This window comes from Pelagerythrobacter sp. Soil_C_18 (genome assembly GCF_057657235.1).
This window is the reverse complement of record NZ_JBDGIU010000002.1, coordinates 133,837-149,243: the sequence shown is the minus strand read 5'-3', so window position 1 is coordinate 149,243 and position 15,407 is coordinate 133,837. Positions and strand designations below refer to the sequence as shown.

The window sequence follows — 15,407 nt, the reverse complement described above, 5'->3', positions numbered from 1 at the left end:
CCAACGCACTCTCGCCCGATGACCCGCTTCGTCGACCTCTCGATCCCGATCACCAACGACGTGATCTCCGACCCCGAGGTGATGCGACCGAAGATCACTTACATGACGCACGAGGACACCTGGCAGCAGATCGCCATGTTCTTCCCCGGGCTGGAAAAAGGGGATCTGCCCGACGGCGAAGGCTGGGCGGTAGAGATGCTCGAACTCTCCACGCACAACGGCACGCACATGGACGCGCCGTGGCATTACCACTCGACCACCAGCGAAGGCGCCCGCCCCGCCACGAGTATCGACGAGGCGCCGCTCGACCGCTTCTTCCGCCCGGGCGTGAAGCTCGGTTTCAGCCATCTCCCGAGCGGGCATGTCGTGAGCGCGGCAGAAGTCGAGGGGGAACTCGATCGCATCGGGCACCAGCTTCAGCCGCTCGACATCGTGCTCGTGCAGTCGGGCGCTGTCTATGGAACTGACAACTTCACCGATCAGGGCGTCGGCCTCGGCGCCGAGGCTACGTTGTGGTTGACCGAGCGCGGCGTGGAAGTGGTCGGCACCGACGCCTGGAGCTGGGACGCGCCGTTCAGCCACACGGCGCGGCGCTGGGCCGAAAACCGCGACCCCTCGATCATCTGGGAAGGCCACAAGGCCGGCCGCGTCCGCCCGTATTACCAGATCGAAAAGCTCACCAACCTCGAAAACTTGCCGAGCCGCGGCTTCACCGTCAGTTGCTTCCCGGTGAAGATCGAACGCGCGAGCGCGGGCTGGATCAGGGCCGTCGCGCTGATCGAGGACTAGAACAGGCGCGACCCATTCGGCACCGGCTTGTCGGGCGCGAACAGCACGACCTCGCCCGCCTCGTCCGCAAACCCCAGCGTCAGCACCTCGGACATCGCCGGGCCGATCTGGCGCGGCGGGAAGTTGACCACCGCCGCGACCTGCCGGCCGGGAAGCTCGTCCAGCTCATAGTTGGCCGCGATCTGCGCGCAGCTCTTCTTCTCGCCGATGGCTGGGCCGAAATCGATCCGCAGCCGGTAGCTCGGCTTGCGCGCCTCGGGGAATGCTTCGGCCGCAACGATCGTGCCGACGCGAATATCGGCCTTGAGGAAGGTCTCGAAATCGGTCAGCTCGGCAGCCGGCGCATCGGGTGAGTGATGGAGGTGCATTACTCGAGCTCGAGGATCACCGCGTCGACCGCGAGGCTGTCGCCCTGCGCGGCGTTGATCTTGGCCACCGTCGCCTGTTTCTCGGCGCGCAGGATGTTTTCCATCTTCATCGCCTCGACCGTGGCGAGCGGCTGGCCCGGCTGGACCTCCTCGCCCTCGGCGACGTGGAGCTTCACCAGCAGGCCCGGCATCGGGCAGATCAGCAGCTTGGAAAGGTCCGGCGGCACCTTCTCGATCATATGCTGCGTGAGGTGCGCGACGTGTGCCGGCAGGATACGCAGCACATGGCGCGCGCCGCGCGTGGTGATCGCGTAGCCGGTGCGCGTCGGTTCGAGCTGGAGGCCGAAATGCTGGACGGGCTCCGCGTCCTCGTCCGAACCGGTTTCGTAAAGCGCGACGTCGACGAAGCGCGCACCCGGTGTGTATTCCATCGCCAGTTCGACCGGCTCACCGTTCACGGTAATCGCCGTTTCTTCCAGGCTTACCGCGAAGTCGGTGCCGCCTACAGTGACGCACCAGTCGCCCGGCGCGGCGAGAGCGGGATCGAGCTGCCCGTCGATCCGCCGCGCACGGTCGCTATCGGCGGTGGCGATGGCTCCGCCGACGGCGGCAAGCACGTGCTCCAACTCGTCCGAGGCGGGCGCACCGGTGAAGCCTTCGGGATACTCCTCCGCAATGAAGCCGGTGGTGAGTTCGCCCGAGCGGAAACGCGGGTGCTGCATGATCGCGGAAAGGAAGTCGACGTTGTGTCCGAGCCCTTCGATGCAGAAGGCGTCGAGCGCCTGCACCTGCAAGTCCGCCGCCGCCTCGCGCGTTGGCGCCCAGGTGATCAGCTTGGCGATCATCGGGTCGTAGAACATCGACACCTCGCCGCCTTCGAACACGCCATCGTCGATGCGCACGCCGTCGACGCCGCGGCGACCGTTGGCCTCGCCGTCGTCGGTCCAGCCCTCGACCGGCGGCTGATAGCGCACGAGGCGCCCGGTGCTGGGCAGGAAGCCGCGATAGGGATCCTCGGCATAGACGCGGTTCTCGATCGACCAGCCGTCGATGCCGATGTCCTTCTGCTTGAACGGCAATTCCTCGCCGTAAGCGACGCGGATCATCTGCTCCACCAGATCGACGCCGGTGATCGCCTCGGTCACCGGATGCTCGACCTGGAGGCGCGTGTTCATCTCGAGGAAGTAGAAGCTTTCGCCGGTTTCATCCGCGCCGCTGACGATCAGTTCGACGGTGCCCGCCGAATGGTATCCGACCGCGCGGGCCAGCGCGACGCTCTGCTCGCCCATCGCCTTGCGCATCTTGGGCGTAACGAAGGGGCTCGGCGCTTCCTCCACCACCTTCTGATGGCGGCGCTGGATCGAGCATTCGCGCTCGTTGAGATAGACGATGTTCCCGTGCTTGTCGCCGAGCACCTGGATCTCGATGTGGCGCGGGTTGAGAATGAACTTCTCGATGAACACCCGATCGTCGCCGAAGCTGTTGAGGCCTTCGCGCTTGACGCTCTCGAAGCCTTCGCGGACGTCCTTCTCGTCGTAGGCGAGGCGCATCCCCTTGCCCCCGCCGCCGGCCGAGGCCTTCATCATGACCGGATAGCCGATGCCGTTGCTGATCTCGACGGCGTGTTCGGTATCGCGGATCTCGCCCACGAAACCGGGGACGACGTTGACCCCCGCCTGCTTCGCCAGCTTCTTCGATTCGATCTTGTCGCCCATCGCCGCGATGGCGCCGGGAGGTGGGCCGACGAACGCGATCCCCTCCTTTTCCAGCGCCTCGACGAAGCTCGCGCGCTCCGAAAGGAAACCATAGCCCGGATGCACCGCCTCGGCGCCCGTCTGCTTGCACGCGGCGATAATCTTGTCCGCGACGAGGTAGCTCTCGGAGGCCGGCGCCGGCCCGATATGCACCGGCTCGTCCGCCATCCGCACGAACGGCGCGCGCGCGTCGGCGTCCGAATAGACCGCGACAGTCGCGATACCCATGCGGCGCGCCGTCTTGATAACCCGGCACGCAATCTCGCCCCGGTTGGCGATGAGGATTTTGGAGAACATCAATCTCGATCTTTCATCATATGTCGCGCCAGCAGAATCCCACCGGCAAGAATCACAATGAGGGTTCCCGGAAACATGGCGAATTTGACGGGGCCATCGTGACGGCAGTCATAACCGCCAGGACTAGGGGCACAATCGCCTAACGCCGCACCGATTAGCCCGGCGAATGTGATCGAAGCTCCCAGCACCATGTAAGCAAAACAACCGGCCATCTGCCATACGGTCAGCGTCGGCCGATCGTTAAAGCTCACTCGGCTGCCTCCGCGACACGGCAGGCACGCCCAGAAGCCCTTAGGGGCTCCTCGCCCTGCAGCGCCGTGAGGCCCAGCTTCGCGAACAGGGCCCCGTCGCTATCGTCGCCCGCGTTCGGCGCGGTCAGGAGCTTGTCGCCGGTGAAGATCGAGTTCGCGCCGGCGAGAAAGCACAAGGCCTGCGTCGCCTCGCTCATCGACTCGCGGCCGGCGGAGAGGCGGACCATGCTCAGCGGCATCGTGATCCGCGCGGCCGCGACGGTGCGCACGAACTCGATGTCATCGATCTTCGCGAGCGGCGTGTCGGCCAGCATATCGCCCAGCACCGTGCCCTTGACCGGCACCAGCGCGTTGACCGGCACGCTTTCCGGATGCTGCTCCAGCGTCGCGAGCGTGTGGATGAAGCCCACCCGGTCCGCCCGCGTCTCGCCCATGCCGACGATCCCGCCCGAGCAAACGTTGATCCCGGCTTGCCGCACATTGTCCAGCGTCTCCAGCCGCTCGTCCATCGTGCGCGTGCTGATGACGCGCTCGTAGTACTCCGGGCTGCTGTCGATATTGTGGTTGTAGTAGTCGAGCCCTGCGTCGGCGAGCTGCTCGGCCTGGCTGGGCGTCAGCATGCCCAGCGTCATGCAGGTCTCCAGCCCCATCTCGCGCACGCCTTTCACGATCTCGACGATCTTGGGCATGTCGCGATCCTTGGGGTTGCGCCAGGCGGCGCCCATGCAGAAGCGCTGGCTGCCGTGGTCCTTGGCTTGTGCCGCGGATTGCAGCACGGCCTGCACGTCCATCAGCTTGGTCGCCTCCACCCCGCTGTCGGCATGGACGCTCTGCGAGCAATAGCCGCAATCCTCCGGGCATCCGCCGGTCTTGATCGAGAGCAGTGTGCAGAGCTGCACTTCGGCAGGCGGATGGTTCTCCCGGTGCACCGAGGCCGCGCGGAACACGAGCTCGGTAAAAGGCAGGTCGAACAGCTCGGCGATTTCCTCGCGGGTCCAGTCATTGCGGATTTGAGTCATCAGATAGCGTCCAGTCCCTGCGAGAGATCGGCGATGATGTCGTCGATATGCTCGATGCCGACCGATGCCCGCACGACGTCCGGCCCTGCGCCGGTCGCCTCCAGCGCCTCGCCCTCGAGCTGGCTGTGGGTGGTCGAGGCCGGGTGGATGATGAGCGAGCGCGTGTCGCCGAGGTTGGCGAGGTGGCTGAACATCTTCACCGAGGAGACCAGCTTCACGCCGGCGTCGTATCCGCCCTTCAGGCCGAAGGTGAACACCGCCCCGCCCTTGCCGCCGAGATAGCGCTGCGCGAGCGCGTGATAGGCGTCGTCCTCCAGGCCGGCGTAGGAGACCCAGTCGACCTTGGGATGCGCCTTCAGCCATTTGGCGAGCGCCAGCGCATTATTGCAATGCCGCTCCATCCGCAGGGCCAGCGTTTCCATTCCGGTGAGCGCCAGGAAGGCGTTCATCGGCGCTAGCGCCGGCCCGAGATCGCGCAGGCCGAGCGTGCGCGCAGCCAGGATGAAGGCGAGATTGCCGAAATTCTCGGTGAACCTGATGCCGTGATAGGAATCGTTGGGCTCGGAAAGCGTCGGGTACTTGCCGCCCCTGGCCCAATCGAAGCTACCCGCATCGACAATCACCCCGCCGATGGCATTGCCGTGCCCGTTCAGGAACTTGGTCGTCGAATGGACGACGATATCCGCACCGTATTCGATCGGGCGGCAGAGAACCGGGGTCGCCATCGTGTTGTCGACGATCAGCGGAACGCCGGCGTCGTGCGCTACCTTGGCGATCGCCTCGATATCCTGCACCACGCCGCCGGGGTTGGCGAGGCTCTCGATGAACACCGCGCGCGTCTTGTCGGTGATCGCGGCGGCGACATTGTCCGCATTATCGGCGTCGACGAAATGCGTCGTCCACGCCATCTTCCGGAAGCTTTGCCCGAGCTGGTTCTGCGAACCGCCGTAGAGCTTCTGCGCCGCGACGATCTCGCAGCCCGGCTCCATCAGCGTGTGGAACGCCAGGAACTGCGCCGCATGGCCAGATGCCACCGCCAGCGCCCCGACGCCGCCCTCCAACGCCGCGACCTTGCCTTCCAGCGCGCCGTTCGTCGGGTTCATGATCCGGGAATAGATGTTCCCGAATTCCTCGAGGTTGAACAGGCGCGATGCATGGTCGACGCTGTCGAAGACATAGGAGGACGTCTGGTAGATCGGTGTGATCCGCGCCTTGGTGGTGGGATCGGGTTCGGTCCCGGCATGGACGGTGAGCGTTTCCAGTTTCTGTGTCATATCCTCAGTCCGATAGCGGCCTCGCGCGTTTGCGCAAACCCTTGCAGTGCGGCGGCATAGTGCGGCGCGCCGCGGCGGTCGCCTTCGCCCGAGAGCAGGCCCTCCATCGCGCCCGCGAGCCGCGTCACGTTCTCATCCGAGAGCGAACCGAGCGGCGCGACATAGACGCCGATGGCGAACAGGATCGCGCCCGTCTCCGGCAAGCGGCGCAGCGTCTGGCGTTCGGAACGGACGAACAGCGTCTCACCCGCGTTCTCCGGCGTGACATGGGCGAAGGCTTGCTCCGGCGGTTCGGCGATCCAGTGCAGCGCCGGCGTCGCGACAACGAACCAGTTGCAGCGGCCGAATATCTGTCCGGGCCTCAGCCTGGCGATGAAGTGATCCACACCGCTTGCGAGATGTTCGGCATAACCCTGGATCGGCGCGTGCATGGCGGCGAGCGGCAGGCCGATCTTCTCCGCCGGGCGCCAGTCGCTCGGGAACGCGACCGCTGCGCCGACGAGGCGGTAGAAATCCTCGCCCTCCTGGCGCGTGAGCAGGCACATATCCTCCCACCGCGCCTTCGCGGCCTCGGGCAGGCCGCCGTCGATGCCGAGCATTGCCGCGAGCTCACGCCCGGGCGCCTCGCTTTCGGGTGCAAGCTGGATGCCCTCGGGGAAGGTGGCGAACCCCGCCTCGCGCGCCGCAAGGTCGGGACCGGGCTGGAGCCACTCGTCCTCCGACAATGCGGCGAGCCCCATCTTGAGCACGCCCCCGCCGCGGGCGCGGGGGAGCAGTTCATCGACGGAGAAACCGAGAGTCATTACCTTCTCCCGTCACCCCAGCGAAAGCTGGGGCCGCTCTCCACTCGGTCAGAGCGGGCGACACGCGATCCCAGCTTTCGCTGGGATGACGGAGTCTCGTTCACTCCGCCGCCTCGGCCTTGCCATCTCCATCCTCGGTGTCCTCGCCCGACGGCGGCATATTGTGGCCGAGGAGGCGCAGCATGTCGGCGGCGCATTCGACGACGTTGGAGCCCGGGCCGTAGATGCCCTGCACGCCTGCCTTGCGCAGGAACTCGTAATCGCTCTGCGGGATCACTCCGCCGGCGACGATCTTGATGTCCGCGCGGCCCGCATCCTTGAGCAGCTCGATCAGTTCGGGGATCAGGGTCTTGTGGCCCGCGGCGAGGCTCGATGCGCCGATCGCGTCGACATCGGCCTCCAGCGCCATCTCCATCGTCTCGCGCGGGGTCTGGAACAGCGGGCCGCTCAGCACTTCGAAACCCATGTCGGCAAAGGCGCTGGCGATCACGTTGGCGCCGCGATCGTGCCCGTCCTGCCCCATCTTGGCGATCATGACCTTGGGCTTGCGGTCGAGCCGGCGGGTAACCGCCTCGATCCCGCGCACGACCTGCGCGTAGCGCTCGTCGTCCTTGTAGGCAGCGCCGTAGATCCCCTTCACCGGGCGCGGCATGGTGTCGTAGCGGCCGAAGGCCTCCTCCATGGCGGAAGAAATCTCGCCCAGCGTCGCCCGCTGGCGCGCGGCATCGACCGCCAGGGCGAGCAGGTTGCCCTTGCCCTTCGCGCCTTCGGCCAGCGCCTTGAGCGCCGCCTGGCACTTCGCCTCGTCACGGCCGGCACGCACGCGCTCGATACGTGCGATCTGGCTCTGGCGGACCTTGGTGTTGTCGATGTCGAGCGTCTCGATCGGGTCTTCGTCTTTCAAACGGAAGCGGTTGACGCCGACGATCACGTCCTCGGCCCGGTCGACCCGCGCCTGCCGCCCGGCGGCGGCTTCCTCGATCATGCCCTTGGGCCAGCCCGCGGCGACCGCCTTGGCCATGCCGCCCTCGCTCTCGACCCGCTCGATGATCGCCCAAGCGTCGTCGACGAGCTGCTTGGTCAGCGCCTCAACGTAGTAGGAGCCGCCGAGCGGATCGACCACGTTGGTCATCCCCGTCTCTTCCTGCAGCACGATCTGCGTGTTGCGCGCGATGCGCGCGGAGAAGTCGGTCGGCAGGGCGATCGCTTCGTCGAGCGCATTCGTATGCAGGGACTGCGTGCCGCCGAGCATCGCGGCCATGGCCTCGATCGTCGTGCGGATGACGTTGTTGTACGGGTCCTGCTCGGTCAGCGAGACACCGCTCGTCTGGCAGTGCGTGCGCAGCATCTTGCTGCGTTCGCTCTTCGCGCCGAGCTGGGTCATCGCGCGATGCCACAGCGTGCGCGCCGCGCGCAGCTTGGCGATCTCCATGAAGAAGTTCATGCCAATCGCGAAGAAGAAGCTGAGCCGCCCGGCGAACCTGTCGATATCGAGACCGCTGGCGACGCCGTACTTCACGTATTCCATGCCGTCGGCGATGGTGAAGGCGAGCTCCTGCACCTGCGTCGCGCCGGCTTCCTGCATGTGGTAGCCGGAGATCGAGATCGAGTTGAACTTCGGCATGTGATCCGCCGTGTAGGCGAAGATGTCCGAGACGATCCGCATGCTCGGCTCGGGCGGGTAGATGTAGGTGTTGCGGACCATGAACTCCTTGAGGATGTCGTTCTGGATGGTCCCGGTGAGCTGGTCGGGGCTCACCCCCTGCTCTTCCGCCGCGATGATGTAGAACGCGAGGCACGGGATCACCGCGCCGTTCATCGTCATCGACACGCTCATCTCATCGAGCGGAATGCCGTCGAAGAGGATCTTCATGTCCTCGACCGTATCGATCGCCACGCCGGCCTTGCCGACGTCGCCGACGACGCGCGGATGATCGCTATCGTAGCCGCGGTGGGTCGCAAGGTCGAACGCGACCGACAGCCCCTTCTGCCCCGCCGCGAGATTGCGGCGGTAGAAGGCGTTCGATTCCTCGGCAGTCGAGAAGCCTGCGTATTGCCGGATCGTCCACGGCCGCCCGGCATACATGCTCGCCTTCACGCCGCGCGTGTACGGCGCGAAACCGGGCAGGCCCGGGTCCCATCCCTCGAGATCCGCTTCGGTGTAGAGCGGCTTGACCGCGATCCCTTCGGGCGTGTGCCAGGTAAGGTCGCGGCCCTTCACTTCCTTGTCGGCGAGGTCCTGCCAATCGGAGAGGGTGGGCCGGGTGTCTTTGTGGTCGGTCATGGGGACGCCGATCCACCATTCCGGCGGAAATTTCAATGCGAGCTTAGCTTGACCTCGGCCAACATGCGTCAGGCATCGGCACTCGGGCGGGCCGAGACGCGGGTGTGCCAGGCGGCGAGGCGGGTGCAGCTTTCCGGCGGGGGGCAATCGGCGAAAGCCGCGAAATCGACCGTCGTCAGCAACAGGATGTCGGCGAAGGTGAAGCGCTCGCCAGCAAGGAATTCACGATCGACCAGCGCCTCGTCGAAGAAGCCGAAGGCCTTCGCCACCGCCGCGCGATTGGCCTCGCCCCAGGCTTCGTTGCGGCCCGGCAGCGCGGCGGTGAAACGGTGCGTGTGAACCCAAACCGCGCCGACCGGATACATTGCGATCATCTCCACACGGCGATTCCACATCTCGACCAGCGCGATCTCCTCGGGCGCCGCGCCGAACAGGTTCGGCTCCGGATGCAACGCCTCAAGATAGCGGCAGATCGCCACGCTCTCGGCGATCACGGTGCCGTCATCGAGTTGGAGCGCCGGCGTCTGCCCGCGCGGATTGATCGCGAGATATTCGGGCGACTTCTGCTCGCGCTCGGGAATGGAGACTTCGTGGCTGGGCAATTCGATGCCCTTCTCCGCCGCGAAGATGCGCACGCGTCGCGGATTGGGCGCGGGGTTGGGGCTGTCGTAGAACAGCATCAGCGGCCCTTGAACGCGGGCTTGCGCTTCTGGAGGAAGGCCATGCCGCCTTCGCGTGCGTCCTCGGTCGAGGCGGCGATGCGTTGGCCCTCGGCTTCGGCCAGCAGCGCCTGGGCGTAGCTGTTCTCGAGCGCGGTGAGGATATTCTTGCGCATGGTGGCGTAGGAAACGGTCGGCCCGTTCGCCAGCCTGGCGGCGAGGGCTTCGGCTTCGCCAGCCAGCGATTCGTCGGCCACGGCCTTGTAGATCATGCCCCACTCGAGGGCCTTCTCGGCGCCGACCTTCTCGCCCAGCATCATCATCTCGGTCGCGCGCGCCTTGCCGACGAGGCGCGGCAGCATCCAGCTCGCGCCGCCGTCCGGCACCAGCCCGATGTTGACGAACGCCTGCAGGAAATAGGCGCTCGCGCCCGCAATCACGAAATCGCCCGCCAGCGCGATCGAGCAGCCGATCCCTGCCGCCGGACCGTTGACGGCACAGATGATCGGCATATCGAGCCGTGCGAGCTTCATCATCAGCGGGTTGTATTTCTCGGTCAGCGCCATGTAGCTGCCCTGCGCGCCGGTCACCGGCCGGTCGCCGCGCGCGGCAAGGTCCGCGCCCGAGCAGAACGCCCGCCCTTCACCCATCAGCACTAGCACGCGCGCATCGCCGAGGTGGTCGAGCGCCATCAGCATCTCGTCCGCCATTTCCAGCGAGCAGGCGTTGAGCCGCTCGGGCCGGTTCAGCGTGATCGTAGCGACGCGCTCGTCCACCGCGAACCTGATTGTCTGGAAATCCATGCACCCTCCCAAGCGTTGCGTTTCGCAACCGAGCTTGGCTGCGCCCGCGCGGCTAGGCAAGCCTCAATTCATGCCAGCGGGGGTCGGGTTCTAGGGTTCGCCCGCGCCCCATAGGCGTTCGGCCCTGACCCAGCCCACCCGTCCGTCGACGTCGAAGCTGCACCAGCCGTTCTCGCACTCGCCTAGCTTGCCAATTACTCCGGGCTCGGCATTCCACCTGAGCTTGGCATTGTCGGAGGGCGCCTCCCGCAGGGACGCCAGGCCCTCCCCCACCACGATGGCGCCGCGGTCGGCGTCGAGGAGGCGGGCCACCACCCAGCCTTCCGCGCCGTCGTGATCGCGGATCAGGCGCCATCCGTCGACCACACGGATCACTTTCACCGGCAGCCCCTCGCGCTTGTAGACCCAGGCGATCCGGTAGTTGACGCTCGGCCCCACGCGCATGTTGAGCTTGGTCGTCCCAACGGTCGCCCAGTAGGGGACCTCGCGCTCCTGCGCCGCGGCGGGCACGGAAACGACGGAGAATAGGGCGAGAACGGCGGCGAGGATGAAGCTGCGCATGGGTTCCACCCTTAAATCGTCGGGCACCCCCGCTTCAAGCCGTCTCGCACGCGGCTTGACCGCGACGCACCGGCCATCCTAGCGCGGCATCTATGGACAACGTGGGAGAGATTGCGAATCGGCGCGTGGCGGGCAAGCCCCGGGTCATCGTGACACGGCACCTGCTGCCCTCGATCGAAGCGCGGATGGAGGAGCTGTTCGAAACGCGTCTCAACCGCAACGATCTGCCGATGAAGCGGGACGAACTCGCCGCGGCGATGCGCGAGTGCGACGTGCTCGTCCCCACCGTCACCGACCGCATTGATGCGGAACTGATCGCCCAAGCTGGCGAAAGGCTCGGTCTGATCGCCAGCTTCGGCGCGGGCACCGATCACATCGACCTCGCCGCAGCGGCCACACGCAAGATCCTGGTGACTAACACCCCCGGCGTTTTCACTGAAGACACTGCGGATCTCACGATGGCGCTGATCATCGGTGTGCCGCGCCGTCTGCGCGAAGGCACCGCATTGATCCGACAGGGGCGCTGGACCGGCTGGGCGCCGCTGGCGATGCTCGGTCGCACGCTGGGCGGTAAAGTGCTGGGGATCGTCGGCATGGGCCGCATCGGCCAGGCCGTCGCGTTCCGGGCCCGCGCCTTCGGCCTGCAGATCCGCTATCACAACCGCCATCGCCTTCCCCCCGCGGTCGAATCGATGTTCGGAGCCGAGTACGTCGAAGATCTCGATACGCTTCTGGCGGATTCGGACATCGTCACGCTGCACTGCCCGGCAACCGCGGGGACGCGCGGGCTGATCGACGCGCGGCGCATCGCCCTGATGAAACCCGGGGCGGCGCTGATCAATACAGCGCGCGCGGACCTCGTCGATTACGAGGCAATGATCGATGCGCTCGAGAGCGGCTATCTGGGCGGCGCTGGCCTCGACGTCTTTCCCGAGGAGCCCAACGTCGACCCGCGGTTGATCGCATTGCCGAACGTCATCGCGCAGCCGCATATCGGCAGCGCCACCATCGAGGGCCGCGAGGCATCGGGCGAGAAGGTGATCGCCAACATCCGCTTCTGGGCCGACGGGCACCGCCCGCCGGACCAGGTGTTGGAAGCGCTGGTTTGATTTACGTCATCCCGGCTTGCGCTGGGATGACGCCTATCAATCCCCGGTCAGGATACGGTCGACCAACTGCTTCACCGTCGGCGTGAAGTTGTTCGAGTAGAACGGGTCCTGCTTGAAGCGATAAGCCGCGTGGCCCGCGAAGGCGAGGTTCTGTTCGACCGGGCCGCCGTGGGCGATGTCCTGCAGGGTCTTCTGGATGCAGAAGCTGCGCGGATCGGCGAGGCGGCCGGTGGTGTAATCGTCGTGGTCCTTCCACGACGAGAACCCGCAGTGTGAAAGGCAGCCCATGCAATCGGCCTGGTCCTTGCGGATCTCGGCGCGGCTTTCCGGCGTGACGAAGACGACCGTATCGTCGGGGGTCTTGAGTGCCTCGGTAAAGCCTTCGGCCACCCAGCCCCGCGCGCGCTCGCGGTCCTTGGGCGTGACCCAGAAGTTCTTGCCCTTGATGCCGACGTCGAGCTGCACCGTGTGCTCACCCGCCTCGACCTTCGAATAGGGGATCTGCCGCTCGCTGCGATGGATGAGGTCCCACAGGAACGGGTTCTTGACAGCGGACGAATAGAACCCGGTGGGCGAGAACTTGTGCAGCAGAACGTCGCCCGGCTCGATCGTGCGGAGCATGTCCTTCCAGCCTTGCGGGATCGGGCTTTCCTCGGTCAGCAGCGGGCGCGTGCCGAACTGGAAGGCGATCTTGCCGAGCTCGGGGTTGTCGATCCAGTCGTCCCACTCGCGCAGGAACCAGACGCCTCCGGCCATGACGATCGGCACGTCTTCGCTCACCCCTTCGGCGCGCATCGTATCGCGCAGCGCCTTGACCCGCGGATATGGGTCTTCGGGCTTGGTCGGGTCTTCGGCGTTTGACAGGCCGTTGTGCCCGCCGGCGAGCCACGGGTCCTCGTAAACCACTGCAGCCATCAGCTCACTCACTTTGTGGTAGCTGCGCTTCCAGAGCGCGCGGAAGGCGCGCGCGGAGCTGATTATCGGCAGATAGCTGACGTTGAAGCGCGCGGCGATCTCCGCCAGCTTGTAGGGCATGCCCGCGCCGCAGGTGACGCCGGTGACGAGGCCCCTGGTGCGTTCGAGAACGCCTTCCAGCACCTGTTGCGCGCCGCCCATTTCCCACAGCACGTTGATGTTGATCGCGCCCTGGCCGCCCGAAACCTCGTAGGCGCGTTTCACCTGTTCGGCGGCGCCATCGATGGCATAGCGGACGAGCTGCTCGTGCCGTTCCTTGCGAGTGAGCTGATCATAGATCTGCGGGATGATCTTGCCTTCGGCGTCGTAGCTGTCAGCATTAACCGCGCTGACGGTGCCAACCCCGCCCGCGGCCGCCCATGCGCCCGAGCTCGCGTGATTGGTCGCGGAGACGCCCTTGCCGCCCTCGATGAGCGGCCAGACCTCGCGGCCACCATAGACGATCGGGCTCAGACCCTTGAATGCCATTGAACTGCTAATCCTCGTGAGCGGCCTTATTGCGCCGCATTGTCTGCCTTGACCGGGGTTCCCCGGCAGGGCTTGATCTCTTCCGGTCCGGGCCTCTTAGCGGCCCGCTTGAACTGTGCATAGTACCCGGCCAGCTCGGGTGCGTCACGGAACGTCACCAGCTCGAAACCGACTTGCGTGAACTCGCACGCCAGCAGCAGCGGATCGATTCCGTGCTGGTCGGCCGGCCGGTCGATGTCCACCACGATGACCTGGCCGCCCTCGCGCAGCGCGGGCCACATGCGCCACAGGAACGCGTAAGGCTCGCTGATCTCGTGGTACATGTGCACCATGAAGATACGATCGAAGCTGTTTTCGGGCAACTTCGGATCGTCGATCTCGCCCAATTTGATCGAGACGTTGTCGAGCCGCTCGCGCTCGACGCGGCGCGCCAGGCGGTCGAGCGCGTCACGGTCGATATCCTGCGCGAGCACGCGGCCCTCCTCCCCTACCCGGTCGGCGAGGCGGACCGTGTAGTAGCCCTCGCCCGCGCCGATGTCGGCTACGCTCATGCCGGGCTCGATCTCGGCGAAATCCATCACCTTGCGCGCTTCGCCTACGCTGTCGCGCGCGTCTTCCGACGAAAACTCGTTCGCGCCGAGGCCGGAGACGGGCCGGTCGGGAAGCGGGAAATCGCGCGCGGTTTCGGGCCGGCCGTCGTCGACCGGCTCGCAGGCCGCGAGGCCGAGCGCCAGCACGGCGCAGAGGAGGGAGAGAAGGGTCTTCATCTGGTCCTGAGACGCCCCTAGCGGAACCGACGGGCCCGGCAAAGCTGCCGAACGCCTCTTACTCGACGTCCTCGACCTCGACCTTCTCGCCGGTGACGCGCTGGGCCAGCGCGGCGGAGATGAACGGATCGAGCGCGCCGTCGAGCACGTCGTCCGGCGAGCTCGAGGTCACGCCGGTGCGCAGGTCCTTGACCATCTGGTAAGGCTGCAGGACATAGCTCCGGATCTGGTGCCCCCAGCCGATCTCGGTCTTGCTGGCATGTTCGGCGCTGGCGGCTTCTTCGCGCTTGCGCATCTCCTCCTCGAAGAGGCGCGCCTTGAGCATGTTCATCGCGATGTCGCGGTTCTTGTGCTGGCTGCGGTCCATCTGGCTAGCGACGATGATCCCGCTGGGGACGTGGGTGATGCGCACCGCCGAATCGGTCGTGTTGACGTGCTGCCCGCCCGCGCCACTCGCGCGGTAGGTATCAATCTTGAGATCGGCAGGGTTGATTTCGATGTCGATGGCGTCGTCGATCACCGGATAGACCCAGACCGAGCTGAAGCTCGTGTGCCGCCGCGCGGCGCTGTCGTACGGGCTGATGCGCACGAGGCGGTGCACGCCGCTTTCGGTCTTGGCATAGCCATAGGCGTTCTCGCCCTTGATCAGCAGGGTCGCGGCCTTGATCCCGGCCTGTTCGCCGGCATGATAGTCGATCAGCTCGACCTTGAAGCCGCGCCGCTCGGCCCAGCGGGTATACATCCGCTGGAGCATTTCCGCCCAGTCCTGGCTTTCCGTCCCGCCCGCACCGGCATGGATTTCGAGATAAGTGTCGTTCGCGTCCGCCTCGCCGCCGAGCAGTGCCTGGACCTTGTCGGCGTCGGCGCGTTCGGCAAGCCTCGCAAGGCTGGCAAGACCTTCGGCCACGACATCGTCGTCACCTTCGGCTTCGCCCATTTCGACGAATTCGATCGCGTCGTCCTTCTCGGACCCAATCTGCCGCACCGTGCCGATCGCGCTTTCGAGCCGCTTCTGCTCGCGCGTGATCGCCTGCGCTTCCTTCGGATCATCCCACAGCGTGGGATCCTGGACGCGCGCGTTCAACTCGTCCAGCCGGCGCAGCGCGCGGTCCCAGTCGAGCGACTGCCGCACCAGCGCCAACGCGGCGTCGATACGGTCGATATGGGCCTGCCCTTCGGCACGCATAAATTGATTCTCCAAAGGATTTGGCCGCCCGCTTAGCGGA

The 15,407-nt window shown here is 66.1% G+C and carries 15 protein-coding genes; 2 read left to right on the top strand and 13 right to left on the bottom strand.

The window, feature by feature from the left end; translation table 11 throughout:
• The first annotated feature begins 18 nt into the window (after positions 1 to 18).
• The gene (locus AC3A5N_RS06350) at positions 19 to 789 is read left to right on the top strand and encodes a cyclase family protein (RefSeq protein WP_487736473.1); all 771 of its coding nucleotides are present in this window, start codon (positions 19 to 21) and stop codon (positions 787 to 789) included.
• On the opposite strand, the gene AC3A5N_RS06345 is transcribed toward AC3A5N_RS06350, so the two are convergent.
• From AC3A5N_RS06345 to AC3A5N_RS06300, 10 genes are all read right to left on the bottom strand, one after another.
• The gene (locus tag AC3A5N_RS06345) at positions 786 to 1,157 is read right to left on the bottom strand and encodes a tRNA-binding protein (RefSeq protein WP_487736472.1); all 372 of its coding nucleotides are present in this window, start codon (positions 1,155 to 1,157) and stop codon (positions 786 to 788) included. The two genes, AC3A5N_RS06350 and AC3A5N_RS06345, sit on opposite strands and share 4 nt — an antisense overlap.
• Positions 1,157 to 3,208: an ATP-binding protein gene (locus AC3A5N_RS06340; RefSeq protein ID WP_487736471.1), complete on the bottom strand. Its 2,052-nt coding sequence runs from the start codon at positions 3,206 to 3,208 to the stop codon at positions 1,157 to 1,159. Before AC3A5N_RS06340 ends, AC3A5N_RS06345 begins: the two co-directional genes overlap by 1 nt.
• Entirely contained in the window at positions 3,208 to 3,459 is a 252-nt protein-coding gene (locus AC3A5N_RS06335; RefSeq protein WP_487736470.1) for a hypothetical protein, read from the bottom strand. The genes AC3A5N_RS06340 and AC3A5N_RS06335 overlap by 1 nt, the downstream gene beginning before the upstream one ends.
• Positions 3,456 to 4,478, bottom strand: a complete 1,023-nt coding sequence (gene bioB / locus AC3A5N_RS06330; protein ID WP_487736469.1) for a biotin synthase BioB — start codon at positions 4,476 to 4,478, stop codon at positions 3,456 to 3,458. The genes AC3A5N_RS06335 and bioB overlap by 4 nt, the downstream gene beginning before the upstream one ends.
• Positions 4,478 to 5,752 (bottom strand): O-acetylhomoserine aminocarboxypropyltransferase, encoded by a 1,275-nt coding sequence (locus AC3A5N_RS06325; RefSeq protein WP_487736468.1) that lies wholly within the window; start codon positions 5,750 to 5,752, stop codon positions 4,478 to 4,480. Before AC3A5N_RS06325 ends, bioB begins: the two co-directional genes overlap by 1 nt.
• Complete coding sequence (locus tag AC3A5N_RS06320; RefSeq protein ID WP_487736467.1) at positions 5,749 to 6,555, bottom strand: heme-dependent oxidative N-demethylase family protein; 807 nt, start codon at positions 6,553 to 6,555, stop codon at positions 5,749 to 5,751. Before AC3A5N_RS06320 ends, AC3A5N_RS06325 begins: the two co-directional genes overlap by 4 nt.
• A gap of 100 nt (positions 6,556 to 6,655) precedes the next feature.
• Positions 6,656 to 8,839 (bottom strand): methylmalonyl-CoA mutase, encoded by a 2,184-nt coding sequence (gene scpA, locus AC3A5N_RS06315; protein WP_487736466.1) that lies wholly within the window; start codon positions 8,837 to 8,839, stop codon positions 6,656 to 6,658.
• A gap of 68 nt (positions 8,840 to 8,907) precedes the next feature.
• Positions 8,908 to 9,519: a glutathione S-transferase family protein gene (locus AC3A5N_RS06310; RefSeq protein WP_487736465.1), complete on the bottom strand. Its 612-nt coding sequence runs from the start codon at positions 9,517 to 9,519 to the stop codon at positions 8,908 to 8,910.
• A complete protein-coding gene (locus AC3A5N_RS06305; protein WP_487736464.1) occupies positions 9,519 to 10,301 on the bottom strand; it encodes an enoyl-CoA hydratase-related protein in 783 nt (260 codons plus the stop codon). Before AC3A5N_RS06305 ends, AC3A5N_RS06310 begins: the two co-directional genes overlap by 1 nt.
• A 90-nt stretch (positions 10,302 to 10,391) precedes the next feature.
• The gene (locus AC3A5N_RS06300) at positions 10,392 to 10,862 is read right to left on the bottom strand and encodes an SH3 domain-containing protein (RefSeq protein WP_487736463.1); all 471 of its coding nucleotides are present in this window, start codon (positions 10,860 to 10,862) and stop codon (positions 10,392 to 10,394) included.
• Between the two features lie 92 nt (positions 10,863 to 10,954).
• Between AC3A5N_RS06300 and AC3A5N_RS06295 the strand changes: the two genes are divergently transcribed.
• The gene (locus tag AC3A5N_RS06295) at positions 10,955 to 11,971 is read left to right on the top strand and encodes a 2-hydroxyacid dehydrogenase (protein ID WP_487736462.1); all 1,017 of its coding nucleotides are present in this window, start codon (positions 10,955 to 10,957) and stop codon (positions 11,969 to 11,971) included.
• 36 nt (positions 11,972 to 12,007) lie between these two features.
• Here the strand turns inward: AC3A5N_RS06295 and AC3A5N_RS06290 are convergent, their stop codons facing one another.
• Genes AC3A5N_RS06290 through prfB form a run of 3 tightly spaced genes read right to left on the bottom strand, consistent with a single transcriptional unit; the run spans position 12,008 to position 15,367 of the window.
• Positions 12,008 to 13,414: an NAD(P)H-dependent flavin oxidoreductase gene (locus tag AC3A5N_RS06290; protein ID WP_487736461.1), complete on the bottom strand. Its 1,407-nt coding sequence runs from the start codon at positions 13,412 to 13,414 to the stop codon at positions 12,008 to 12,010.
• Positions 13,415 to 13,440: 26 nt separating this feature from the next.
• Complete coding sequence (locus AC3A5N_RS06285; protein ID WP_487736460.1) at positions 13,441 to 14,181, bottom strand: class I SAM-dependent methyltransferase; 741 nt, start codon at positions 14,179 to 14,181, stop codon at positions 13,441 to 13,443.
• A gap of 58 nt (positions 14,182 to 14,239) precedes the next feature.
• A complete protein-coding gene (gene prfB, locus AC3A5N_RS06280; RefSeq protein ID WP_487736459.1) occupies positions 14,240 to 15,367 on the bottom strand; it encodes a peptide chain release factor 2 in 1,128 nt (375 codons plus the stop codon).
• Between the last annotated feature and the right edge of the window lie 40 nt (positions 15,368 to 15,407).

Bases quoted from the DNA above. Each gene is read 5' to 3' on its own strand.
- AC3A5N_RS06310 (WP_487736465.1), bottom strand. From the start codon at position 9,519: ATGCTGTTCTACGACAGCCCCAACCCCGCGCCCAATCCGCGACGCGTG.
- AC3A5N_RS06350 (WP_487736473.1), top strand. From the start codon at position 19: ATGACCCGCTTCGTCGACCTCTCGATCCCGATCACCAACGACGTGATC.
- bioB (WP_487736469.1), bottom strand. From the start codon at position 4,478: ATGACTCAAATCCGCAATGACTGGACCCGCGAGGAAATCGCCGAGCTG.
- AC3A5N_RS06285 (WP_487736460.1), bottom strand. From the start codon at position 14,181: ATGAAGACCCTTCTCTCCCTCCTCTGCGCCGTGCTGGCGCTCGGCCTC.
- AC3A5N_RS06300 (WP_487736463.1), bottom strand. From the start codon at position 10,862: ATGCGCAGCTTCATCCTCGCCGCCGTTCTCGCCCTATTCTCCGTCGTT.
- prfB (WP_487736459.1), bottom strand. From the start codon at position 15,367: ATGCGTGCCGAAGGGCAGGCCCATATCGACCGTATCGACGCCGCGTTG.
- AC3A5N_RS06290 (WP_487736461.1), bottom strand. From the start codon at position 13,414: ATGGCATTCAAGGGTCTGAGCCCGATCGTCTATGGTGGCCGCGAGGTC.
- AC3A5N_RS06340 (WP_487736471.1), bottom strand. From the start codon at position 3,208: ATGTTCTCCAAAATCCTCATCGCCAACCGGGGCGAGATTGCGTGCCGG.
- AC3A5N_RS06320 (WP_487736467.1), bottom strand. From the start codon at position 6,555: ATGACTCTCGGTTTCTCCGTCGATGAACTGCTCCCCCGCGCCCGCGGC.
- AC3A5N_RS06325 (WP_487736468.1), bottom strand. From the start codon at position 5,752: ATGACACAGAAACTGGAAACGCTCACCGTCCATGCCGGGACCGAACCC.
- scpA (WP_487736466.1), bottom strand. From the start codon at position 8,839: ATGACCGACCACAAAGACACCCGGCCCACCCTCTCCGATTGGCAGGAC.
- AC3A5N_RS06295 (WP_487736462.1), top strand. From the start codon at position 10,955: ATGGACAACGTGGGAGAGATTGCGAATCGGCGCGTGGCGGGCAAGCCC.
- AC3A5N_RS06305 (WP_487736464.1), bottom strand. From the start codon at position 10,301: ATGGATTTCCAGACAATCAGGTTCGCGGTGGACGAGCGCGTCGCTACG.
- AC3A5N_RS06345 (WP_487736472.1), bottom strand. From the start codon at position 1,157: ATGCACCTCCATCACTCACCCGATGCGCCGGCTGCCGAGCTGACCGAT.